This window comes from Actinospineispora eucalypti, assembly GCF_039543365.1.
Lineage (GTDB): Bacteria > Actinomycetota > Actinomycetes > Mycobacteriales > Pseudonocardiaceae > Pseudonocardia > Pseudonocardia eucalypti.
In genome coordinates, this window is the sequence record NZ_BAABJP010000036.1 from 48,692 (window position 1) to 71,490 (window position 22,799).

Here is a 22,799-nt window from a genome sequence, read left to right on the forward strand (position 1 = left end):
CGGCAACCGCCCCAAAATCGAGGCGCATCCACCACTGACGGTGATCATGACAGACGGTGCCCCCCGCATCGAGCACACACCGGATGTCGCGTATCTCCACGCAGAGCCATAGCGTGTTCGGAGGCAACCGGGAGAGAGCGGGGTGGGAACCGACCGGCTACTTGGCCGAGGTGATGCGGTAGACGTCGTAGACGCCTTCCACGTTGCGCACCACACGCAGCAGGTAACCCAGGTGCTTCGGGTCGCCCATCTCGAAGGTGAACCGGGAGACCGCCACCCGGTCCCGCGAGGTCGTCACCGACGCGGACAGGATGTTCACCTTCTCGTCGGCGAGCACGTTGGTGATGTCGGAGAGCAGCCGGTGCCGGTCCAGCGCCTCCACCTGGATGCTGACCAGGAACATCGCGTTCGACGACGAGGACCACTCGACGTCCACCAGCCGCTCGCTCTGCGCGCGCAGGGAGGCCGAGTTGGTGCAGTCCGCGCGGTGCACACTGACCGCGCCGCCCCGGGTCACGAAGCCCAGGATCTCGTCGCCGGGCACCGGGGTGCAGCAGCGGGCCAGCTTCACCCACAGGTCGGTCATGCCGCCGTCCGAGCCGACCACCGCGATGCCGGAGTCGCCGGAGGCGCGGCGGCGCTGCACGGTGGACGGGGTGGACCGCTCGGCCAGCTCCTCCTCGGCGTCCTCCACCCCGCCGAGCAGCGCCATCAGCCGCGACACCACGTGCTTGGCCGAGATGTGGCTCTCGCCGATCGCCGCGTACAGCCCGGACAGGTCCGGGTAGTGCAGCTCGCGGGCCAGCGCGGCCATCGAGTCGGCGGAGACCAGCCGCTGCAGGGGCATCCCGGTGCGCCGGGCCTCGCGGGTGATCGCCTCCTTGCCGGCCTCGATCGCCTCCTCGCGGCGCTCCTTGGCGAACCACTGGCGGATCTTCGCCTTGGCCCTCGGCGAGGCGACGAAGGACAGCCAGTCCCGGCTGGGACCCGCGCCGCCGGCCTTGGACGTGAAGATCTCCACGACCTCGCCGTTCTCCAGCTTGCGCTCCAGCGCGACCAGCCGGCCGTTCACCCGCGCGCCGATGCAGCGGTGCCCGACCTCGGTGTGCACGGCGTAGGCGAAGTCGACCGGGGTGGACCCGGAGGGCAGCGTCACCACGTCGCCCTTCGGGGTGAAGACGAAGATCTCCCGGGTGGCCAGGTCGTAGCGCAGCGACTCGAGGAACTCACCGGGGTCGGCGGCCTCCCGCTGCCAGTCCAGCAGCTGGCGCATCCAGGCCATCTCGTCGACCTCGACGGCCTGCCCGCTGTGGGTGCCGGTGGTCTCCTTGTAGCGCCAGTGCGCGGCGATGCCGTACTCGGCGGTGCGGTGCATGTCGTGCGTGCGGATCTGCACCTCGAGCGGCTTGCCGTCCGGCCCGATCACCGTGGTGTGCAGCGACTGGTACACGCCGAACCGGGGCTGGGCCACGTAGTCCTTGAACCGGCCCGGCATGGGCTGCCACAGCGCGTGCACCATGCCCATCGCGGCGTAGCAGTCGCGCACCTCGTCGACCAGGATGCGCACCCCGACCAGGTCGTGGATGTCGTCGAAGTCCTTGCCCTTGACGATCATCTTCCGGTAGATCGAGTAGTACTGCTTGGGCCGGCCCTCCACGGTCGCCTGGATCCGGGCGCCGGTCAGCTGGGCGTTCACCTCGTCGATGACCTGGCGCAGGTAGATGTCCCGGGACGGCGCGCGGTCGGCGACCAGCCGGACGATCTCGTCGTACTTCTTCGGGTGCAGCAGCGCGAACGCCAGGTCCTCCAGCTCCCACTTCACGCCGGCCATGCCCAGCCGGTGCGCCAGCGGGGCGAACACCTCCAGCGTCTCGCGGGCTTTGCGGGCCTGCTTCTCCGGCGGCAGGAAACGCATGGTGCGCATGTTGTGCAGCCGGTCGGAAAGCTTGATCACCAGCACCCGGGGGTCCCGGGCCATCGCCACAACCATCTTGCGGATGGTCTCCGCCTCGGCGGCCGCGCCCAGCTTCACCTTGTCCAGCTTGGTGACCCCGTCGACCAGGTGGGCCACCTCGTCGCCGAAGTCGTTGGCCAGCTCGGTCAGCGAGTAGCCGGTGTCCTCCACGGTGTCGTGCAGCAGCGCGGCGACCAGCGTGGTGGTGTCCATGCCGAGCTCGGCCAGGATGGTGGCCACGGCCAGCGGGTGGGTGATGTAGGGGTCCCCGGACTTGCGCTTCTGGCCCTCGTGCCGCTCCTCGGCCACGTCGTAGGCCTGCTGGAGCAGGGCCAGGTCGGCGTTCGGGTGCAGCCGCCGGTGTACCCCGGCCAACGGCTCGAGCACCGGCTTGACCGGGCCGACCCGGGGCGAGGAGATGCGGCGGGCGATCCGGGCGCGCACCCGGCGGGTGGCGGACGGGCGCGCGGGCGCGGCTGGCGCGGGGCTTTCCGCCGCCGCCTCCGATCTGCGCTCCGCTGTGCTCACTCGCCCTCCATCCAACGAGGATACCGGCCGGATGGGCGAGACCCGCGCCGCGCCTAACCGCGCATCAAAACGTGCGGGTCAACGCCGGGCAGCCGGTCCCGCCCGGCCAGCGCGGTGAGCTCCAGCAGCACGCCGGCGCCCACCACCTCGCCGCCGGCGTCGGCGACCAGCTCACAGCTGGCCCGCAGGGTGCCGCCGGTGGCCAGCACGTCGTCCACCAGGTAGGCGCGGGCGCCCGGGTCGATGGCGCCGGCCGGCAACTCCAGGGTGGCCGAGCCGTACTCCAGCTGGTAGTCCCGGCTGGCCGCCACGACCGGCAGCTTGCCGGCCTTGCGCACCGGGACGACCCCGGTGCCGGCGGCCAGCGCCACCGCCGCACCGAGCAGGAAGCCCCGGGCCTCCACCCCGACCACCAGGCCGGCCCCGGCCGCGCGCACCGGCTCGGCCAGCGCCTCGATCACCGCGCGGAACGCCACGGCGTCCGCGAGCAACGGGGTGATGTCCCGGAACAGCACGCCCGGGTTCGGGTAGTCCGGAACGTCCCTGATCAGCCCGAAGGCCCGGTCCAGCGCCGTGCCGGAACTCACCGACGTCGCTTGCCGCTGGGCCGGCCGATCGACTGGGTGCGTTCGGAGCGGGAGCTGGAGTCACGCCTGGTGGTCGACACGTGCCGGGTGGGTACCCCGGTCGCGGCGGTCACCGCCCGCTCCTTGCGCAGCTCGGTGTTCAGCGCGTCGTCGTCGTTCACGTCCAGCTCGTCCTCGTCGGACACCGCGGCGGCCTGCTTGTTCCGCCGGGCGTACACCCGGGCGGCCTGCTGCCGGTAGCGGCGGTCCCGCATCTTGAGGTCCACCAGCACCGGCGTGGCCAGGTAGATGGACGACAACGCGCCGGCGATCATGCCGACCAGCTGCACCAACGCCAGGTCGGCCAGCGTGCCGACGCCCAGCACACCCACGCCGATGAACAACAGCCCGGCCACCGGGAGCAGCGCGAACAACGAGGTGTTGATCGAACGCATGAGCGTCTGGTTCAGCGCCAGGTTGGCGGTCTCCGCGTAGGTCCGCCTGGTGAGGCCCAGGATTCCCCGGCTGTTCTCCTTCACCTTGTCGAACACCACCACGGTGTCGTAAAGGGAGAAACCGAGGATGGTGAGCAGGCCGATCACCGTGGACGGGCTGACCTCGAAGCCGACCATGGAGTACACGCCGGCGGTGACCACCAGGTCGTGCACCAGCGCGACCACCGCCGCGATGGCCATGGATCGCTCGAAGTAGAACGCCAGGAACAGCGAAACCAGCACCAGGAACACGGCCAGCGCGATCATCGCCTGGGTGGTGATCTCGCCACCCCAGCTGGACGACACCGCGCTGACGCTGATCACGTTCTGGCTGGGCCGGCCGTCGGCCGCCTTGGGCTGGTAGGCCTGGAACAGCGTCCGGGCCGCGGCCTGCTGCTTGGCCGCGTCCAGCGTCTCGGTGCGGATCACCACGGTCTGCGCGGCACCGGAGCCGGCGGTCTGCACCGAGGTGACCCGGTCGACCACGCCGCCCAGCACGTCCTTGACCGCCTGCTCGTCGGCGGGGGCGGAGATCCCGGCGGTGGGGAACTGGATCTGGCTGCCGCCCTCGAACTCGATGCTCAGGTTGAAGCCCTTGATCAGCATCGAGCCGACGCAGATCAGCACCAATATGCCGAAGCTCAGGTACCAGCGCTTGCGCTTGCCGACGATGTCGAACGCGCCGGTGCCGGTGTACATCCGGGAAAAGACGCTCTTGGGCCGCGGCGGTGCCGGCACGCCGCTCGACGGGTAGGCCACGTCAGACTCCCTTCGCCGCGGCCGCCGCCGCCCGCCGCCGTGCCGCACCGATCCGGGCCACCGCGCCGAGGCCGGACCAGGTCGGACTGGAGAACAGCTTCGAGTTCGCGGCCAGCGCGACCAGCGGATGGGTCACCAGGAACACCACCACCAGGTCCAGCACCGTGGACATACCCAGGGTAAACGCGAAACCCCGCACCTGACCCACCGCCAACAGATACAACACCGCCGAAGCCAGGAAACTCACCGCGTCGGCCGACAAAATCGTGCGCCGCGCACGGATCCACGCCCGAGGCACCGCCGCCCGGAAACTGCGGCCCTCCCGCACCTCGTCCTTCAGCCGCTCGAAATAGATGACGAACGAGTCGGCGGTGATACCGATCGAGATGATGAAACCCGCCACCCCGGCCAAATCCAGGGTGAACCCGATACTCCGCCCCAGCAGCACCAACACCGCATAGACGATCACCCCGGACAACCCCAGGGACAGGATCGTCAACACACCCAACGCCCGGTAGTAGAACAGGCAGTAGACGAACACCAGCGCCAGACCGATCGCACCGGCGATCAGACCGGCCTGCAGCGAGGCCAGCCCGAGCGTGGCCGACACCGTCTGCGCGTCGGAAGTGGCGAACGAGAGTGGCAGCGAGCCGTACTTCAGCACCCCGGCCAGCTGCGTCGACTCCGCCTGGCCGAACCGGCCGCTGATCTGCGTGTTGCCGCCCAGGATGGGCTCGTTGATCGTCGGCGCCGAGACCACCTGGGTGTCCAGCACGAACGCGGCCCGCTTGCCCACGTTCTTGGTGGTGAAGTCCCCCCACACCTGCGCCCCGGCCGCCTTGAAGGTCAGGTTGACCACGTAGCCGGCACCGCGCTGGTCGTAGTTGGCCGACGCGTTGGCGATCTCGGTGCCCTCGATGATCGACTCGCCCAGCAGGTACTTCTCGGTGCCCTGCTGGTCACAGGTGACCAGTGGCTTCTTCGGGTCGTCGTAGCCCTTCAGCACGTCGTTGGGGCCGCACACCAGTTCCTGCGCCGCGCGCCCCTGTACCTGCGGGTTGGTGCTCTGCCGCTTCGTCTTCTCGACGGCGATCGCCTTGGCCAGCTCCGGGTCCGCCACACCCTGCTGGGCCGCGTCCGCCGGCGGGGCCGGGGGCGGTGGGGTCGGGTTCGGCTGCTTGGGCGCGTGCGGGTGCGGCGTCGGCTTCGGCGGGGCCGCCTGCCCCTGGGCCGACCCGGCGGCCGCGGGCTCTCCGGGCAGTGGCTCCCCGGGCAGGGCGATCGCGTCGCCGTGCGGCCCGGCCGAACCGGGACCCCTCGGCGCCGGCGCCCCGGACCGCCCGCTGGCCGGCGCGCCACCGGACGGCGGCGCCTCCTGCGGCGGCTCCACCTGGAGGGCCTCGATCACCGGGCGCAACCGCAGCTGGGCGGTCTGCGCCAGGTCCTTGGCCTTCTGTCCCTGGTCACCCGGGACCGTGATGGTCAGGTTGCTGCCGTCCTGCACCACCTCGGCGCCGGCCACACCCAGCCCGTTCACCCGGGCGTCGATGATCTGCCTGGCCAGGTTGAGCTGTTCCTTGGTCGGCGGCTGGCCGGTCTCGGTGCGCGCGGTCAGGGTGACCCGCGTGCCGCCTTCCAGGTCGATGCCCAGCTTGGGCTTGGGGTTGCGGTCACCGGTGAAGAAAACCAGCGAGTACAACCCGGCAACGACGACGACGAACAGCGCCAGGTGCCGCCATGGCCGAATGGACCCGGGCGTAGGTGCCACTGCGATCTCTCTCCTACTGTGCTGAACCCGGGCTCAGGAAGTGCGCTTGGCCGCGTCGGCGTCGGTGCCGGTGGTCTGGCTGTCGGTGGGCTGGCCGTCGGTGGCCGGCTTGGCCGGGGCTTCCGGCGTCGGGTCGGCCGGGGTGTCCTCGGCCTCGGCCGGCTCCGGCGCGGCGTTGTCCTCCACGACCTTCTCCCGCACGGCGGCGCGCATCCACGTGGTGACCACGCCGTCGGCGATCTCCAGGTCGATGGTCTGCTCGTAGCTGTCGTCGACCACCGTGCCGCGCAGGCCACTGGTCGTGTAGACCGTGTCGCCGTTGCTCAGCGAGTTCTGGAGCTTCTGCAGCTCCTGCATCTGCCGCTTCTGGCGGCGGCTGGTCATCATCATGACGCCGATCATCAGCGCGGCCAGCACCAACAGCGGCAACATCGAACTGTTCATCGTCTCCGGCTCTTCCTCGAGGTTCGCTGAGTCTGCCAGCCCCCTCGATCACCCGAACAACGTGGGTGGGGGCTCGCTCTGCTCCCCCACCGCGTCGGGCGGTGGTTCCATGTTCAGGTGTCGCCACGCCCCGGCGGTGGCCACCCGGCCGCGCGGGGTGCGGGCCAGCATTCCGGCGCGCACCAAATAAGGCTCACAGACCTCCTCCACGGTAGCGGGTTCTTCCCCGACCGCCACGGCCAGCGTCGATACCCCCACCGGACCGCCGCCGAAAGAGCGCACCAATGCCGTCAGCACGGCCCGGTCCAGCCGGTCCAGGCCGAGCTCGTCCACGTCGTAGACCGCCAGCGCGGCGCGGGCCACCGCACGGGTCACCGCGCCGTCCGCGCGCACCTCGGCGTAGTCCCGTACCCGGCGGAGCAGCCGGTTGGCGATGCGCGGGGTGCCCCGGGACCGGCCGGCGATCTCCTCCGCCCCGTCCGGGCGCAGGTCCACGTTCAGGATCTCGCCGGCCCGGCGCAGCACCAGCTCCAGCTCTTCCGGCTCGTAGAACTCCATGTGCGCGGTGAAGCCGAACCGGTCGCGCAGCGGCCCGGTGAGCACACCGGCCCTGGTGGTGGCGCCGACCAGCGTGAACGGGGCGATGTCCAGCGGGATGCTGGTCGCGCCCGGCCCCTTGCCGACCACCACGTCCACCCGGAAGTCCTCCATGGCCAGGTAGAGCATCTCCTCGGCCGGCCGGGCCACCCGGTGGATCTCGTCGATGAACAGCACGTCGCCGGGCATCAGGTTGGACAGCATGGCGGCCAGGTCGCCGGCCCGTTCCAGGGCCGGCCCCGAGGTCACCCGGATCGCCGCGCCCAGCTCGGTTGCGATAATCATGGCCAGGCTGGTCTTGCCCAGGCCCGGCGGGCCGGAGAGCAGCACGTGGTCCGGTGGGTCTCCCCGGCGCAGTGCGCCCTGCAGCACCAGCTGCAGCTGCTCCCGCACCCGGGGCTGGCCGATGAACTCGCTCAGCCGGCGCGGGCGCAGGCTGGCCTCGCTGTCCAGGTCCTCCGGCTCGGCGTGCGCGGACACCGCGGGATCGGTCACCGCGCCTTACCCAGCCGGTTGAGCGCGGAACGCAGCGCCGCGGCGGTGTCCACCGGGCCGCCGTTGCCGCCCGACTCGGCGAGCACCGCATCCACCGCCTGTTCCGCCTGCTTGGCGGCGAACCCCAGGCCGACCAGCGCCTCCACCACGTGGTCCCGGCCGGTGTGCGGGGCGGCACCTTGAGCGCCTACGGCCGCCGGCACCCTGGCCACGGTGGCCACCTTGTCCCGCAGCTCCAGCACCAGCCGCTCGGCCATCTTCGGCCCGACCCCGGGCACCCGCTTGATCGCGGCGGTGTCCCGGTCGGCCAGCGCCCGGCACAGCGCCTCCGGCTCCAGCACCGCCAGTATTGCCAGGGCCAACCGGGGGCCGACCCCGTTCACCGTCTGCAGCAGGCCGAACAGCTCGCTGGCCTCCGCGTCGGCGAAGCCGTACAGGGTGAGCGAGTCCTCGCGCACCACCAGCGCGGTGGCCAGCCGGGCCTCCTCGCCCCGGCGCAGCGTGGCCAGCGTGCCGGGGGTGGCGTGCACGGCCAGCCCGATGCCGCCCACCTCGACCACCGCGTGGTCCAGACCGATGACCAGTACGGGCCCGCGCACGCTCGATATCACCGTGATCATCTCCTCGCCTTCGCGGCCTCGGCCAGCCGGGCGCGGTGCGCCTTGGCCAGTTCCTTGGCCCGCGCGTTGGCCTCCGCCATGCGCGCCATCATCGGCCCCCGCCAGCAGTGGCAGATGGCCAGCCCGAGCGCGTCGGCCGCGTCCGCCGGGCGGGGCTTCTCGGACAGCTTGAGCAGCTTGGCCACCATCGTGGCCACCTGTTCCTTGCCGGCCCGCCCGGACCCGGTGACGGCGGCCTTCACCTCGCTCGGGGTATGGAACACCACGTCCAACCCGGCGCGCGCGGCGGCCAGTGCCACCACGCCGCTGGCCTGCGCGGTGCCCATCACGGTCTGCACGTTGGTCTGGCTGAACACCCGCTCCACCGCGACCACGTCCGGCCGGTGGGTGGCGATGGCCTCCTGCACGGCGTCCGCCACGGTGAGCAGCCGGCGGGACAGGTCCTGGTCGGCCGGGGTGCGCACCACGCCGTACCAGACGCAGCGCACCTCGCGGCCGCCGCCGCCGTCGACCACGCCGATGCCGCACCGGGTCAACCCCGGGTCGACGCCGAGCACCCGCACGTTGACGCCCCCTTCCGCGAACGAGTGTTCGAGGTCGAAGGCTACCCGGCGCCTCCGCGACCCGTCCGAGCGACACGCACGGCCGGCCCGCGCCACTCCCCTCGGCGACGAGCTCGGGCAAACGCACGTGGTACTGCTTCGGGTATGACGGTCGAGCCGGTCACCCCGTTGACGCCCCGGCCGGTGATGCGGTCGACGTTCGTACAGGAATGGCGGGAGCTGACCTTCCTGCACTGGCCGGTGGACCCGGCGGCGGTGGCCGGGTTGCTGCCCGCCGGCACCCGCCCGGACACGCTGGACGGGGCCAGCTACGTGGGTCTGGTGCCGTTCCGGATGCGCGGCGCGGGGTTGCTGGCCGGGCCGGGGGTGCCGTACCTGGGCACCTTCCTCGAGACCAACGTGCGGCTCTACTCGGTGGACGGCGACGGTCGGCGCGGTGTGGTGTTCCGGTCGCTGGACGCCAGCCGGCTGCTGCCGGTGCTGATCGGCCGGGCGAGCGTCCGGCTGCCGTACCTGTGGTCGAGGATGCGGCTGCGCCGGGACGGGGACGTGGTCCACTACACCTGCCGCCGCCGCTGGCGCCGGCGCGCGGCCAGCCGCGTGGCCGTGCGGGTGGGCCGGCCGCTGGAGGCGCCGGGCGAGCTCGAGCACTTCCTGACCGCCCGGTGGGGCCTGCACGTGACCGGCTACGGTCGCACCTGGTACCTGCCGAACGAGCACCCGGTGTGGCCGCTGCACCACGCCGAACTGCTGGAACTGGACGACGGCCTGGTCACCGCCGCCGGCCTGCCGGAGCCGGCCGGCCCGCCGGTCAGCATCCTCTACTCACCGGGTGTACCGGTCCGGTTCGGCGCGCCTTCGCTGGTGCGCTGAGGGTGCGCCGAGTCAGCCCACCGGCACCAGCACGTCGGCCAGGGGGCGGGTGGCGGCGACGGTGCGGGCGTTGCGCTCGTCGGACCCGAGGGTCCGCTCCCAGGCCTGTTCGGGCGTGCGGCCGTAGAACTCGTGCCGGGCGGCCAGCCGCTCCCGCCGCAGCTCCTCCGGGACGTCGACGTACCAGGTCTCGTCCAGCAGCTCCCGCACCGGCCGCCACGCGCCGTCCAGCAGCAGGTAGTTGCCTTCGGTGATGACCAGCCGCACGTCCCGCGCCACCGGCACGGCGGACTGGATCGCGTCCTCGATCTCCCGGCGGAACTCCGGCGCCCACACCAGCGGCTCGGCCGCGCGCAACCGGCGCAGCAGGGCCACGTAGCCGGCCGCGTCGAAGGTCTCCGGGGCGCCCTTCACCTCGACCAGGCCCAGCTCGGTGAGCGCCCGGTGGGCGATGTGGAAGCCGTCCATGCCGACCAGCGCGGTGGCTATACCCCGCTCGGTGGCCGCCGCCAGCAGGGCCGAGGCCAGCGTGGACTTCCCGGCACCCGGCTGGCCGACGATGCCGAGCAGCGCCCGCCTGCCCTCGGCCAGCGCGCAGGCCCGGTCGACCAGGTCGGCGTCGATCGCCCGGGTCACCGCCGCCACGCTCCAGTCACCACCGCCACGCTCCGGTCACCGCCGCCACGCCCCGGAGGCCAGCCGGCCGACCGAGCCGCCGCGCCGCCCCGGCGACCCACCGCGGGAACCCCCGGCCGGGCGACCCTTCGACCGGGCGGCGAACCTCGCGGCCAGCGCGGTGAGTTCGGGCGTGTCCAGCCAGTCCCGGGAGCCCAGGTGGGCACAGCGCGCCGCGGCCACCTCGGCGGCCAGCCCGGCACAACCGGCGAGCGAACCGCCGCGCGCGACCAGGGCCGCAGCCAGCGCACCGTGGAAGACGTCGCCGGCGCCCAGGGTGTCCACCGCGCGCACCGAAGGCACCGGCACGGTGCCCCGCTGGCCGTCCATGGTGCGCCAGGTGATCGGCCGGGGTCCGTCCGTGACCAGCACGGATGCCACTCCTCGTCGGTGCAGCTCGGTCGCCACGCCCTCGGGGTCGTCCCCGGCGCGGCGCAGCCCCGGCGGTTGGAAGTCGGCCGAGCAGGCGGCCAGCGCCACCCGGGGCAGCAGCTCGGCCACCTCGTCCTTCCAGCTGCCCGCGTCCAGCAGCACCGGCACCCTGGCCCGCGCGGCCAGCGCCGCGACCTCGGCGGCCAGCGCCGGGTGGTGGCCGTCCAGCAGCACCAGGCCGACCCCATCCAGCAGGCCGTCCAGCGCGCGCCCGCCGGCCGAGACGCCGCCCGCGCCGAGCGCGCCGGGCGAGACCACCGTGCGTTCGCCGGTGGCCGGGTCGACCAGGGCGCTGGCCACCGGCAGCGGCCAGTCCGGCGGCGCCAGGTCGACCACCCGGACCGAATGAGCGGCCAGGTCGGCGCGCACCGGGCCGGCGGCCGGACCGGTGCCGATGGCGGTCAGCAGCCGCACCCCGGGGAGCAGCCGCGCGGACGTGACCGCCGCGTTGGCCGCCGGGCCGCCGGCCACCAGCTCGCCGCCCAGGGTCCGTTCCTTGCGGCCCCACCGGGGCGGCCCGCTGACGTGGTGCACCACGTCCAGCGTGGTCAGGCCCACGCACAGCAGCCCGGTCGGCCGGCTCACCCGGCGGACCGGTTGTTGTTCAGCTCGGCCGTCTGGTCCACCAGGCTGCCGTCCTCGGCCAGCCGCAGTGCACCGGTCATCAGCGACACCACCTCGTTCATCGCGTGGTCGGCGGGCTGCACCACGGCCACCCGCCGGCCCAGCCGGTGCACGTGGATGCGGTCCGCGATCTCGAACACCTGGGGCATGTTGTGGCTGATCAGCACCACCGGCAGCCCGTTGTCCCGGATGCGCCGGATCAGGTCCAGCACCATCCCCGACTCGCGCACGCCCAGCGCGGCGGTCGGCTCGTCCATGATCACCAGTTTGCGGGCGAACATGGCCGCCCTGGCCACCGCGACCGCCTGCCGCTGCCCGCCGGACAGCGTCTCCACCAGCTGGCCGATGTTCTGCACGGTGGCCACGCCCAGCGCGTCCAGCTGGCGCTGCGCCTCGGCCCGCATGCCCTTGTGGTCCAGGGTGCGGAACACCGTGCCGAGCAGGCCCGGCCTGCGCCGCTCCCGGCCCAGGAACAGGTTGCCCGCGATGTCCATCGCCGGCGCCACCGCCAGGGTCTGGTAGACGGTCTCGATGCCCGCGTTGCGCGCGTCCAGCGGCGAGTGGAAGCGCACCGGCTGGCCGTCCAGCCAGATGCTGCCCTCGTCCGGGATGAGCGCCCCGCACAGCGCCTTGATCAGGCTGGACTTGCCGGCACCGTTGTCGCCGATCACCGCGAGCACCTCGCCGGCCCGCAGGTCGAAGTCGGCGCCGTTGATCGCGGTGACGCTGCCGTACCGCTTGACCAGGCCTTCCGCCTTGAGCACCACTTCCCCGGTCATCGCGACCTCCGCCGGGCCAGCCGGTCCAACGCCACCGCCACGATCACCAGGATGCCGGTGGCCACGTCCTGGTACAGGCTGTCGATGCCCACCAGGGTCAGCCCGTTGCGCAACACGCCGACCAGCAGCGCCCCGATCAGCGTGCCGAACACCCCGCCCCGGCCGCCGAACAGCGACGTCCCGCCGATCACCACGGCGGTGATGCTGTCCAGGTTGCCCAGCTGGTAGGCGTTCGGGTCGGCGTTGGGGATGCGGCCGACGGCCTGCCACGCGGCGATCCCGTAGATCACCCCGGCCAGCAGGTACACGCTGAACAGCGTGCGGTTCACGTGGATGCCGGTGAGCCGGGCCGCCTCCGGGTCGTTGCCCAGCGCGTACACGTGCCGGCCCCAGGCGGTGCGGGTCAGCAGGTACCAGACGGCCACGAACATGAGCAGCGCCAACACCATGCCGACGGTGAACTCGACCTGCCCGAACAGGTAGAACCGGGTACCCAGCGCGGACAGCAGCCCGTCGGTGACCGGGTAGCTCTGCCCGGCCGCGTAGATCCGCCCTGATGCGGTGACCACGGTGAGCATGCCCAGCGTGACGATGAACGGCGGCAGCCCGAGCCCGGTGACCAGCCCGCCGGAGACCGCGCCGAAGAACGCGCACAGCAGCACCCCGCACACCAGGGCCAGCAACCCGGCCCCGTCCGCCGCGAACTTGGCCATCAGCAACGTGCCGAACACCATGATCGCCGCGTTGCCCAGGTCGATCCCGGCGGTCAGGATGACCAGGGTCTGGCCCAGGGCCAGCGTGCCCACCACCAGTGACTGGGCCAGCACCAGGCTCAGGTTGTCCACGGCCAGGAACCGGTCGTTGGCGACGGCGAACACCACGCCGGCCAGCAGCAGGGCGCAGCCCGGGCCCAGCGCCGGGTAGCGCAGGGCCAGCTCGGCCAGGCCGGGCCTGGATTCGCTGGCCCGCTTGGCCATCGTTGTGGTCGGTGCGACCACCTCAGCTACCCCAGCAGTTCTGCAGGCCCCAGGCGGTGTCCTTGGCCGGCAGCCCGCCGAGCGGCTTGTCGGTGATCAGCTCCGAGGCGGTGTCGTGGAAGCCGGACGGCCGGGTGCCGGTCTTGGCGAACTCCACCACGGCGTTCACCCCGAGCTCGGCCATCTTTTTCGGGAACTGCATCACGGTGGCCGCGTACTTGCCGTCCCGCACGTCCTGAACGCCCTGGCAGCCGCCGTCGATGGAGCCGACGACCACCTTTCCGGTCAGGCCCTTCGCGGCCAGCGCGGCGTGTGCGCCCCGGCCGTTCGGCTCGTTCAGCGTGTAGACCGCGTTCACGTCGGTGGACCGCTGCAGCAGGTTCTCCATGGCCTGCTGCGCCTTGTTCTGGTCACCCTGGGTCGGCGCCTTGCCGAGGATCTCCGGCGAGGAGTCGGTCAGCCCGATGCCCCTGAGGAAGCCGGAGTGGCGCTGCTCGTCCACCGCGCTGCCCGGGGTGCCGTCCAACATGATCACCTTCGGCGCGGAGCCGTTCAGCGCGGCCTTCACGTAGGCGCCCTGCTTTTCGCCGGCCTGGGTGTTGTCGGTGGCCCAGGTGGCGTCCACCGCGTCCTTCGGGTCGGTCTCGGTGTCCAGCGCGATCACCGTGATGCCCCGGTCCTTGGCCTGCTTGAGCGCGCCCAGGATGCCGGTGGAGTTGCTCGGCGTGATCAGGATGCCCTTCACGCCCTGCTGGGTGAGGTTCTCGATGGCCGCGACCTGGCCCTCGTTGTCCCCGTCGAACTTGCCGGCCAACGCGATCAGCTCGACGCCCTGCTTGGCCGCGGCCGCCTTGGCCGCATCGCGCAGGGTGACGAAGTACGGGTTGGTGTCGGTCTTGGTGATCAGGCCGACCTTCACCGCGCCGCCCCCTCCCGCTCCACCGGCCTCGGGCGTGCGCTGCGCGGTACACGCGGCCGTCCCCACCGTGCACACCACCGCGGCGGCCACCGCAACCACCTTGAACAGAATTCCGGAACGCGACATGTCCCCTCCTCGGACCGCTTCGTCCAACTCGGCGCAAGATTAAGAGCAAGTCACGGCGCGCGATACTCCATAGGCGCTCGTGTTGCCGGAATTCCTGAGCGTGAACGGGGCGTGACTAGTCGCCGACCTGGGCCAGGACCTCGTCGCTGACGTCGAAGTTGGCGTACACGTTCTGCACCTCGTCACTGTCTTCCAGCGCCTCGATCAGCTTGAACACCTTCCTCGCCGACTCGGCGTCCAGCGGCACCGAGACCGAGGGCAGGAAGGTGGCGTCGGCCGAGTCGTAGTCGATGCCGGCATCGACCAGCGCGGTGCGCACGGCGACCATGTCGGTCGCCTCGGACACCACCTCGAAGCTCTCGCCCAGGTCGTTGACCTCTTCGGCGCCGGCGTCCAGCACGGCCATCAGGATCGAGTCCTCGTTGCTCGAGCCGGCCGTCTTCGGCACGATCACCACGCCCTTGCGGGTGAACAGGTACGCCACCGAGCCCGGGTCGGCCATGGTGCCGCCGTTGCGGGTCATCGCGGTGCGCACCTCGGAGGCGGCCCGGTTGCGGTTGTCGGTGAGGCACTCGACCAGCACCGCGACCCCGTTCGGGCCGTAGCCCTCGTAGGTGATGTTCTGGTAGTCCGCGCCGCCGCCGTCCGCGCCGGAGCCGCGCTTCATCGCCCGGTCGATGTTGTCGTTCGGCACCGAGCTCTTCTTGGCCTTCTGGATGGCGTCGTAGAGCGTCGGGTTGCCGGCCGGGTCGCCGCCGCCGTTACGCGCGGCAACCTCGATGTTCTTGATCAGCTTGGCGAACATCTTGCCGCGCTTGGCGTCGAGGGCGGCCTTCTTGTGCTTGGTCGTCGCCCATTTACTGTGGCCGCTCATCGTGTCCTCTCGCCGTGGTGCGTCCGGGCGCTAGCCAGCCACGCGGTATGGCGGCTCCGCTCCCCGGACCAGGTCGCAGAACAGGCGGTGCACCCGCCCGTCGCCGGTCAGCTCGGGATGGAACGCGGTAGCCAGCACCATCCCCTGCCGAACCGCAACGATCCTACCCTCGGCCGCTCCGGCGCCCGGTTGGCGCGGCACGGTGGCCAACACCCGCACGCCGCCGCCGGCGCTCTCCACCCAAGGCGCGCGGATGAACACGGCGTGCACCGGGTCGTCCAGGCCGGTGAACGGCAGGTCGGTCTCGAACGAGTCCACCTGCCGGCCGAACGCGTTGCGCCGCACCACGATGTCCAGCGCGCCCAGCTGCTGCTGGTCCGGGCGACCGTCCAGCACGTCCTTGGCCAGCAGGATCATCCCGGCGCACGAACCGTAGGCGGGCATGCCGCCGGCCAGCCGCGCGCGCAACGGCTCGAGCAGCTCGAACGTCTCCAGCAGCCGGCTCATCGTGGTCGACTCGCCACCCGGCAGCACCAGCGCGTCCACCGCGTCCAGCTCGCTCTTGCGGCGCACCGCCACGGCCCGCACCCCACAGCCGGTGAGCACCGCGAGGTGCTCACGCACGTCGCCCTGCAGGGCCAGCACACCCACCGTCGTCATGCTTCCCAGGTTACGTGGACCGGGTGCAATGCATGCATTTTGCATGACTCTACAGCTATTATGCTTGCATGGAGTCGCTCATCCAGATCCGCAACGTGCCTGAACAGACCCGACGCAGGCTGAAGGCGCGAGCGGCCGATGCGGGCCAGTCACTCAACAGCTACCTGCTGGAGCTGCTCAGCCGGGAGGTCGCCAGGGCCACTGTCGCCGAGGTGCTGAAACGTGCCAACGAGCGAGCCGAGCGGGCTCAGGCCTCCGCCGTCGACGCGGTACGCGTCGGCCGCGAAGAACGGGACGGGTCCGCACGTTGATGGTGGTGGACTGCTCCGCGCTGATTGACGCGCTCAGCGGCCTCGACGGTACCGACGAACTCCGGGAACTTCTGATGGCGGCCGAACTGCACGCCCCAACCCTGCTGGACGTCGAGGTGGTCTCCACGCTGCGGAGGTTCACCCTGGCCGGCCAGCTCAGCGTCGGCCGGGCACAAGACCTGCTCACCGACTACGAAGACCTTCCGCTGCGGCGGTGGGCCTTCGACGACGGGTTCCGGCGGCGGGCCTTCTCGCTGCGGCACGCCATATCGGCCTACGACGCCGCGTACGTGGCGCTCGCCGAGGCCCTCGACTGTCCGCTGGTGACCCGGGACACACGGCTGGCTCATTCCGACGGCCACAACGCGGACATCATCCTGCGCTGACTTTCGGTCCGGGGAAATCCCCGCCGCCGGTGTCGATGGCGGCGCTCCCCGTTCGTATAGGCGGTGTAGGAACCACCGAAGGAGGAGACGATGACGCGGTACCTGGTGAGCATCTACCAGCCGGACGGCCCGCCCCCGCCGCCCGAGGTCCTGGAGCCGATCATGGCGGACGTGGAGGCGGTGAACACCGAGCTGCGGAACTCGGGCAAGTGGTTGTTCGCGGCCGGCCTGTGCGAGCCGAGCACGGCGACCACGCTGCACGCCAAGGACGGCGAGGTGCTGCTCACCGACGGCCCGTTCACCGAGGGCAAGGAGCATCTCGGCGGGTTCAGCGTGATCGAGGCCGCCGACCTGGATGAGGCGCTGCGCTGGGGGCGCCGGATCGCCGGGGCGCTGCGCTCCCTCTCTGTCGAGGTGCGGCCGATGATCGACGAGTCGGAACGCGCCTGCGGCCCCGGCCCGGGTGCCTGAATCCGTCCCGGAGGTGCCCGAGCCGGCCCGGGAATTGCCTGAGTCGACCCCGGAGGTGCCTGAGTCGGCCCGGGAAGTGCCCGAGCCGGCCCGGGAAGTGTCTGCGTCCGCCCGGGAACGGATCGCGCGGATGTTCCGTGAGGAGCACGGGCGTGCGGTGTCCGTGCTGGTGGGCTCGTTCGGGGACATCGACCTCGCCGAGGAATCCGTCCAGGAGGCGTTCGCCGAAGCGGTGCGGCGGTGGCCGGTGGAAGGGCCACCGCCGCGCCCGGCCGGCTGGATCATCACCACCGCCCGCAACCGGGCCATCGACCGGCTGCGCCGGGAGTCGTCCCGCGAGGACCGGCAGGCGCAGGCCGCGCGGCTGCACGCCGCGCCAGGTGAGGGAGAAGAGGAGCACGCGGTGCCCGACGACCGGCTGCGGCTCATCTTCACCTGCTGCCACCCCGCGCTGGCTCCGGCCAGTCAGGTGGCGCTGACCCTGCGCCTGCTCGGCGGGCTGAGCACGGCGGAGATCGCGCGCGCCTTCCTGGTCGCCGAGCCGGCCATGGCACAGCGGCTGGTCCGGGCCAAGGGCAAGATCAAGCGCGCGCGGATCCCCTACCGGGTGCCCACCGACTCCGACCTGCCGGACCGCCTGCGCACCGTGCTGGCCGTGATCTACCTGATCTTCAACGAGGGGTACACAGCCAGCTCGGGTGAGGAACTTGTGCGGGCGGAGCTGTGTGCGGAGGCGATCCGGCTGGGCCGCCTGCTGGCCGCACTGATGCCGGACGAGCCGGAGGCCGTCGGACTGCTGGCGTTGATGCTGCTCATCGAGGCCCGCCGGCCCGCCCGCACCGGTCCGGGCGGCGAGCTGGTCCGGCTGGCCGACCAGGACCGCGGCCGGTGGGACCCGAGGCTGGTGGACGAGGGGCGGGAGCTGGTGCGGCGCTGCCTGCGCCGGGGCCGGCCGGGGCCGTACCAGATCCAGGCGGCGATCAACGCGGTGCACACGGACGCGCCGGAGGCCGGGCCGACCGACTGGGCGCAGATCCTGGCGCTCTACGACCAGCTCCTGACCGTCGCACCCAGCCCGGTGGCGGCGCTGAACCGGGCGGTGGCGGTGGCCGAGGTGCACGGCCCGGCCGCCGCGCTGCCGCTGGTGGACGCGCTGGACCTGGAGGGCTACCACCTGCGTCACGCCATCCGGGCCGACCTGCTGCGCCGGCTGGGCCGCCATGAAGAGGCGGCCGAAGCCTACGACGAAGCCATCGCCCGCACCGGCAACGCCGCCGAGCGGGCCTTCCTGCGGCGCGCCCGCGACGACGGGTGAGCGCTTTTATCACAATCAGCCACTGTCGTGCCCTTGTACACATCACCCATCAGGTGTGGGATCGGACACACAACGAGGAGGGGTAGCCGAAAGGTAGACGGAGGTGGTTTCTCATGGCAGTCAGAGCTGACGCCGGCCAGGGATCCGGGGCGATCGTGGCGGACAGTCCGACCGCGATCCGGAACGTGGTCCTGGTCGGCCCGTCCGGGTCCGGGAAGACCACCCTGGTCGAAGCCCTCCTCACCTCCGCCGGCGTGATCCCCCGGGCCGGCACGATCGGCGACGGGAGCACGGTCTGCGACCACGACCCGGCCGCCGTCCGCCAGCAGCGCTCGGTCGCCCTCTCCGTCGCCCCGCTGAAACACGGGAACGTGAAGATCAACCTCATCGATACCCCCGGCTACGGCGACTTCGTCGGCGAGGTGCGGGCCGGACTGCGCGCGGCCGACGCGGCGCTGTTCGTGGTCTGCGCCTCGGAAGGGGTGGACGCGGCCACCGTCGGCCTGTGGGCGGAGTGCGCGGCCGTCGGCATGCCGCGCGCCGTGGTGGTGGCCCGCTGCGACCACCAGCGCGCGGACCTGGAGGGCGAGATCGGCGGCTGTCAGGACGCCTTCGGCGCCGGGGTGCTGCCGCTCTACTTACCCGTGCGCGACGGCGGCGCGCTGACCGGGCTGTACGGCCTGCTGTCCCGCACCGTTGGGGGCCAGACAGCCGACCCGCCGGAGGGCGCCGACCAGGCGCGCAACGACCTCATCGAGGGGATCATCGCGGAGAGCGAGGACGAGTCGCTCATGGAGCGCTACCTCGAGGGTGAGGAGATCGACACCGGAACACTGGTCACCGACCTGGAGAAGGCCGTCGCCCGGGGCAGCTTCCATCCCGTGGTACCGGTGTGTGCCTCCTCCGGAACCGGCCTGCCCGAGCTGCTCGAACTGGTCGTCGGCGGCTTCCCGTCCCCGGTCGAGCACCTGCTGCCCACGGTCAGCGGGGTGGACGGCGCGGCCCATGAGCCACTCACCGCCGACCCGGACGGCCCGCTGGCCGCCGAGGTGGTGCGCACCTCCGCCGACGCCTACGTCGGCCGGGTATCCCTGGTCCGGGTGTTCTCCGGAACGCTGCGCCCGGAACGCAGTGTGCACATCTCCGGCCACGGCTGGGGCGAGAACGGGAGCCGGGCCGAGGCCGACGAGGAACACGTGCACGACGGCGACGAACGCCTGGCGCACATCTACTCCCCGCTCGGCGCCAACCTGCGCGAGGTGTCCAGCTGTGTCGCCGGGGACATCTGCGCGCTGACCAAGCTGGGCACCGCCGAGACCGGGGACACCGTCTCGGCCACCGACCATCCGCTGCTGCTCGCCCCGTGGCGGCTACCCGAACCGCTGTTGCCCGTCGCCGTGGTCGCGCACAGCCGGGGTGACGAGGACGCGCTGGTCAAGACGTTGGCGCGGTTGGTCGCCTCGGACCCGACGCTGCGCCTGGAACGCAACCAGGAGACCCACCAGATGGTGCTCTGGTGCATGGGCGAGGCCCACGCCGACGTGATCCTCTCCCGGCTGCGAGCCGGCGGCGCCGAGGTGGACACCGAGCCGGTGCGGGTGGCCATGCGGGAGACGCTGGCCAAGGCGGGCAAGGCCACCGGGCGGCACGTGAAGCAGTCCGGCGGGCACGGCCAGTTCGCCGTGGTGCACGTGGAGGTGGAGCCGCTGCCCCGCGGCTCCGGCTTCGAGTTCGTGTCCAAGGTCGTCGGCGGCTCGGTGCCGACCAACTACATCCCCAGCGTGGAGAAGGGCGTGCGCGCCCAGATGGAGCGCGGCCTCACCGAGGGCTGCCCTGTGGTGGACGTCCGGTTCACCCTGGTGGACGGCAAGGCGCACAGCGTGGACTCCTCCGACGCGGCGTTCCAGACGGCCGGCGCGCTGGCCCTGCGCGAGGCGGCGGCGTCCTGCGGCACGCTGCTGCTGGAACCGGTGGACGAGGTGAGCGTGCGCATCCCGGACGAGCACCTGGGCACGGTGCTCGGCGACCTCTCGTCCCGGCGCGGCCGGGTGCTGGGCACTGACGTGGACGAGAGCATCCCGGGCGCCACCGGGCGAACCCTGGTACGCGCCGAGGTGCCGGCGGCGGAACTGCTGCGCTACGCGGTGGACCTGCGCGCGATGACCTCCGGCACGGCCACCTTCACCCGCCGGTTCGCCCGCTACGACCCGGCGCCGCAGCACGTCCGGAGCTGAGGCTCTGGGCCCGTGAGTGATTTGTGTGGCTATAGCCACACAAATCACTCACGGGTTGCGGGTGCGCAGCACGCGCAACATGAATACGTAGCACGGCGCGACAATCACCAACCCGGTGAGCAGGATGGCCAGCACCGGGCCGGCGATCACCGGTGGCGCCGCCGACTCGGCCAGCGCGACCTGGCCGGGCAGCACCCAGGGGTGCATGGCCAGCGCCCAGCCGCCGAGCAGGCCGGCCGGCGCGGCGGCCGCCGCCACGCGCGCCAGCGAGTGATGCCGCCGCCAGAGCAGCAGCAGGCCGACGATGCCTCCGGTGGCGGACACCGCGACCGCCGGCAGCCCGACCCCACGCAGCTCACCGGCCATGCCCGCCGGGAGCAGCGGAAGCGCGGCGAGCGCCAGCCCGCCGGCCACCACACCGGTGACCAGCGCCCGCCGCCGGAACCGGGCCACCAACCCGGCCGATCCGATCCGCTCCGCGTCCCGGCTGAGGTAGACGGCCGCCAGGTAGCCGCAGCAGGCCACCGCGAGCAGCCCGGCGACCAGCGGCAGCGGCCGTAGGTAGGGCACGAGCAGGCCGGCCGAGCCGTCGACCCGCAGCTCGCCACCGGTCAGCGCACCGGCGGCCGCGCCCAACGCGAACGGGGTGACCAGCGAGGACGCCGCGAACACCCGGCCCCACAGCGCGGTGCCGCGCACCGGCGCGCCGCCGTACGGCGCCCCGTACTGGCGGAACACGAAAGCCGCCCCGCGCAGCACGATGCCCAGCAACGCCAGCGACACCGGCCCCACCAGCACCCGGGACAGCACCCCGAAGGCACCGGGGAACGCGGTGAACAGGGTGATCACCACGAAGATCAGCCACACGTGGTTGGCCTCCCAGACCGGGGCCATCGCCCGGGCCACCAGGTCGCGCTGCGCCCGGTTCCGGCTCAGGTCCCACAGGCCGGCGCCGAAGTCCGCACCGCCGAGCACCGCGTACGCGGTGAGCCCGAGCAGGACCAGCGCGCCGAGCCCGTCGATGGCGGTCATGCCGGCACCTCCTCGGCGCGCGCCGGCGCGGGGTCGGCCGGGGTCGGCCCCCGGGCGATCCGGCGCAGGATGGCCACCAGCCCGACGGACAGCGCCAGGTAGACCGCGATGGTCGCGTAGAGATAGGTGGCCAGGCCGGTCTGCGTGGTCAGCGCCTCGGGGGTGCGCATCACCCGGTAGACGATCCACGGCTGGCGGCCCACCTCGGTCACGATCCAGCCGGCCAGCAGGGCGACGAACGGGGCCGGCCCGGCCAGCGCCATGGCCAGCAGGAAGCCCCGCCGCGTCCCCGGGTGCGCCGCGCCCCGGCGGTAGTGCCGCCAGTACAGCCACGCCGCCCACGCGGCGAGCGCCAGCAGCGCGGTGCCGATGCCGACCATGACCTGGAAGGACAGGTGGGTGATCGCGGCCGGCGGGCGGTCCGGTGGCGGGATGGCGTCCATGCCGACCACGCGGGCGTTCGGGTCGAAGTACAGCAGCACCGACAGCAGCCGGGGGATCTCGAACGGCCCGGCGTGGAAGGGCGCGCCGTCCTGGGTCCGGGTGACGCCCTCCATCGCGGCGAACTTGGCCGGCTGGTACTCGGCGACCGCCCGGGTCGCCCAGTCCCCCACCAGCACCTGCAACGGCGCGGTGACCAGGCCCAGGGTCGCGCCGGCGGCCAGTCCCCGGCGGTGGTAGCCGTCCCGTTTGGCCGGGTCGCGCAGCATCGCCACGGCGTACACGGCGGCCACCGCGAGGCCGGTGCAGAGCAGCGCGGCCAGCCCCATGTGCGCCAGCTGCGGAGCCGCGGTCGAGGCCAGGAACGGCCCGAGCGGCTCGGTGGCGACCAGCCGGCCGTCCGGCCCGGTGATCAGGCCGACCGGACCGTTCATCCAGGCGTTCGCGGTGGTCACGAACAGGGCGGACGCCATCCCGCCCAGCGCCACCGGCACCGCGCAGAGCAGGTGCACGGTCGGGGACAGGCGCTCCCAGCCGTAGAGGTAGAGCGCCAGGAAGATCGCCTCGATGAAGAACGCGAAGGACTCCAGCGTGAAGGACAGCCCGATCGCCGCGCCGAACCGCTCCATGAACGTCGGCCAGAGCAGCCCGAACTCGATCGAGAGCACCGTGCCGGATACCGCGCCGACCGCGAACAGCACCGCCACGGCCTTCGACCAGCGCCGGGCCAGCGCGGTCCAGCGCGCGTCGCCGGTGCGCAGCCCGCGCCACTCGGCGGCCAGCATCAGCCAGGGCATGCCCACGCCGAGCACCGCGAACACGATGTGGAAGCTGAGGGACAGGGCCATCTGTTCCCGGGCGGCGGTCAGGTCGTCGATCACG

Annotated in this window: 23 protein-coding genes; 6 read left to right on the forward strand and 17 right to left on the reverse strand. The window is 72.3% G+C overall.

All coding sequences use genetic code 11. The features are described from left to right. Window positions 1–157: 157 nt before the first annotated feature. The 8 genes from ABEB12_RS28505 to ruvC form a co-directional block, all read right to left on the reverse strand. On the reverse strand, window positions 158–2,482 hold the full coding sequence (locus ABEB12_RS28505; protein WP_345703216.1) for a RelA/SpoT family protein: 2,325 nt from the start codon (window positions 2,480–2,482) through the stop codon (window positions 158–160). A gap of 53 nt (window positions 2,483–2,535) precedes the next feature. After that, window positions 2,536–3,069, reverse strand: coding sequence for an adenine phosphoribosyltransferase (locus ABEB12_RS28510; RefSeq protein ID WP_185060545.1), 534 nt, complete (start codon window positions 3,067–3,069; stop codon window positions 2,536–2,538). After that, the gene (gene secF, locus ABEB12_RS28515) at window positions 3,066–4,241 is read right to left on the reverse strand and encodes a protein translocase subunit SecF (RefSeq protein ID WP_185061334.1); all 1,176 of its coding nucleotides are present in this window, start codon (window positions 4,239–4,241) and stop codon (window positions 3,066–3,068) included. Before secF ends, ABEB12_RS28510 begins: the two co-directional genes overlap by 4 nt. 61 nt (window positions 4,242–4,302) lie before the next feature. Continuing rightward, a complete protein-coding gene (gene secD / locus ABEB12_RS28520) occupies window positions 4,303–6,069 on the reverse strand; it encodes a protein translocase subunit SecD (protein ID WP_185060544.1) in 1,767 nt (588 codons plus the stop codon). Between the two features lie 33 nt (window positions 6,070–6,102). Next, complete coding sequence (gene yajC / locus ABEB12_RS28525) at window positions 6,103–6,513, reverse strand: preprotein translocase subunit YajC (protein ID WP_185060543.1); 411 nt, start codon at window positions 6,511–6,513, stop codon at window positions 6,103–6,105. 48 nt (window positions 6,514–6,561) lie between these two features. Beyond that, complete coding sequence (gene ruvB / locus ABEB12_RS28530) at window positions 6,562–7,605, reverse strand: Holliday junction branch migration DNA helicase RuvB (RefSeq protein ID WP_185060542.1); 1,044 nt, start codon at window positions 7,603–7,605, stop codon at window positions 6,562–6,564. Next, window positions 7,602–8,216: a Holliday junction branch migration protein RuvA gene (ruvA, locus tag ABEB12_RS28535; protein WP_185061333.1), complete on the reverse strand. Its 615-nt coding sequence runs from the start codon at window positions 8,214–8,216 to the stop codon at window positions 7,602–7,604. Before ruvA ends, ruvB begins: the two co-directional genes overlap by 4 nt. A 5-nt stretch (window positions 8,217–8,221) precedes the next feature. Continuing rightward, entirely contained in the window at window positions 8,222–8,788 is a 567-nt protein-coding gene (gene ruvC / locus ABEB12_RS28540) for a crossover junction endodeoxyribonuclease RuvC (protein WP_185060541.1), read from the reverse strand. A gap of 144 nt (window positions 8,789–8,932) precedes the next feature. Between ruvC and ABEB12_RS28545 the strand changes: the two genes are divergently transcribed. Beyond that, window positions 8,933–9,661 (forward strand): DUF2071 domain-containing protein, encoded by a 729-nt coding sequence (locus ABEB12_RS28545; RefSeq protein ID WP_185060540.1) that lies wholly within the window; start codon window positions 8,933–8,935, stop codon window positions 9,659–9,661. 12 nt (window positions 9,662–9,673) lie between these two features. Here the strand turns inward: ABEB12_RS28545 and ABEB12_RS28550 are convergent, their stop codons facing one another. The 7 genes from ABEB12_RS28550 to pdxT form a co-directional block, all read right to left on the reverse strand. Continuing rightward, window positions 9,674–10,297 carry a nucleoside/nucleotide kinase family protein gene (locus ABEB12_RS28550; protein ID WP_185061332.1) on the reverse strand — a complete coding sequence of 208 codons (624 nt, stop codon included), beginning with the start codon at window positions 10,295–10,297 and terminating at the stop codon, window positions 9,674–9,676. 36 nt (window positions 10,298–10,333) lie between these two features. After that, window positions 10,334–11,353 (reverse strand): PfkB family carbohydrate kinase, encoded by a 1,020-nt coding sequence (locus ABEB12_RS28555; RefSeq protein ID WP_345703217.1) that lies wholly within the window; start codon window positions 11,351–11,353, stop codon window positions 10,334–10,336. Then, a complete protein-coding gene (locus ABEB12_RS28560) occupies window positions 11,350–12,171 on the reverse strand; it encodes an ATP-binding cassette domain-containing protein (RefSeq protein ID WP_185060539.1) in 822 nt (273 codons plus the stop codon). Before ABEB12_RS28560 ends, ABEB12_RS28555 begins: the two co-directional genes overlap by 4 nt. Beyond that, complete coding sequence (locus ABEB12_RS28565; protein ID WP_185061330.1) at window positions 12,168–13,148, reverse strand: ABC transporter permease subunit; 981 nt, start codon at window positions 13,146–13,148, stop codon at window positions 12,168–12,170. The genes ABEB12_RS28560 and ABEB12_RS28565 overlap by 4 nt, the downstream gene beginning before the upstream one ends. A gap of 22 nt (window positions 13,149–13,170) precedes the next feature. Beyond that, window positions 13,171–14,193: a substrate-binding domain-containing protein gene (locus ABEB12_RS28570; protein WP_185060538.1), complete on the reverse strand. Its 1,023-nt coding sequence runs from the start codon at window positions 14,191–14,193 to the stop codon at window positions 13,171–13,173. Window positions 14,194–14,308: 115 nt separating this feature from the next. Further along, window positions 14,309–15,067, reverse strand: coding sequence for a YebC/PmpR family DNA-binding transcriptional regulator (locus ABEB12_RS28575; protein WP_185060537.1), 759 nt, complete (start codon window positions 15,065–15,067; stop codon window positions 14,309–14,311). Window positions 15,068–15,097: 30 nt separating this feature from the next. Then, on the reverse strand, window positions 15,098–15,727 hold the full coding sequence (gene pdxT, locus ABEB12_RS28580; RefSeq protein ID WP_185060536.1) for a pyridoxal 5'-phosphate synthase glutaminase subunit PdxT: 630 nt from the start codon (window positions 15,725–15,727) through the stop codon (window positions 15,098–15,100). Window positions 15,728–15,795: 68 nt separating this feature from the next. On the opposite strand from pdxT, the gene ABEB12_RS28585 reads away from it, so the two are divergent. The 5 genes from ABEB12_RS28585 to ABEB12_RS28605 all read left to right on the forward strand — a co-directional run bounded on the left by ABEB12_RS28585 (window position 15,796) and on the right by ABEB12_RS28605 (window position 20,444). Continuing rightward, complete coding sequence (locus ABEB12_RS28585) at window positions 15,796–16,038, forward strand: FitA-like ribbon-helix-helix domain-containing protein (protein ID WP_185060535.1); 243 nt, start codon at window positions 15,796–15,798, stop codon at window positions 16,036–16,038. Continuing rightward, window positions 16,038–16,424, forward strand: coding sequence for a type II toxin-antitoxin system VapC family toxin (locus tag ABEB12_RS28590; RefSeq protein WP_345703218.1), 387 nt, complete (start codon window positions 16,038–16,040; stop codon window positions 16,422–16,424). Before ABEB12_RS28585 ends, ABEB12_RS28590 begins: the two co-directional genes overlap by 1 nt. 90 nt (window positions 16,425–16,514) lie before the next feature. Beyond that, a complete protein-coding gene (locus ABEB12_RS28595) occupies window positions 16,515–16,895 on the forward strand; it encodes a YciI family protein (protein WP_185060533.1) in 381 nt (126 codons plus the stop codon). A gap of 130 nt (window positions 16,896–17,025) precedes the next feature. Beyond that, complete coding sequence (locus ABEB12_RS28600; RefSeq protein ID WP_185060532.1) at window positions 17,026–18,210, forward strand: sigma-70 family RNA polymerase sigma factor; 1,185 nt, start codon at window positions 17,026–17,028, stop codon at window positions 18,208–18,210. A 113-nt stretch (window positions 18,211–18,323) separates the two neighbouring features. Beyond that, complete coding sequence (locus tag ABEB12_RS28605; protein WP_185060531.1) at window positions 18,324–20,444, forward strand: elongation factor G-like protein EF-G2; 2,121 nt, start codon at window positions 18,324–18,326, stop codon at window positions 20,442–20,444. 48 nt (window positions 20,445–20,492) lie between these two features. On the opposite strand, the gene ABEB12_RS28610 is transcribed toward ABEB12_RS28605, so the two are convergent. Continuing rightward, window positions 20,493–21,476 (reverse strand): cytochrome d ubiquinol oxidase subunit II, encoded by a 984-nt coding sequence (locus ABEB12_RS28610; protein WP_185060530.1) that lies wholly within the window; start codon window positions 21,474–21,476, stop codon window positions 20,493–20,495. Beyond that, entirely contained in the window at window positions 21,473–22,798 is a 1,326-nt protein-coding gene (locus ABEB12_RS28615) for a cytochrome ubiquinol oxidase subunit I (protein ID WP_221497665.1), read from the reverse strand. The genes ABEB12_RS28610 and ABEB12_RS28615 overlap by 4 nt, the downstream gene beginning before the upstream one ends. Window position 22,799: the final 1 nt, after the last annotated feature.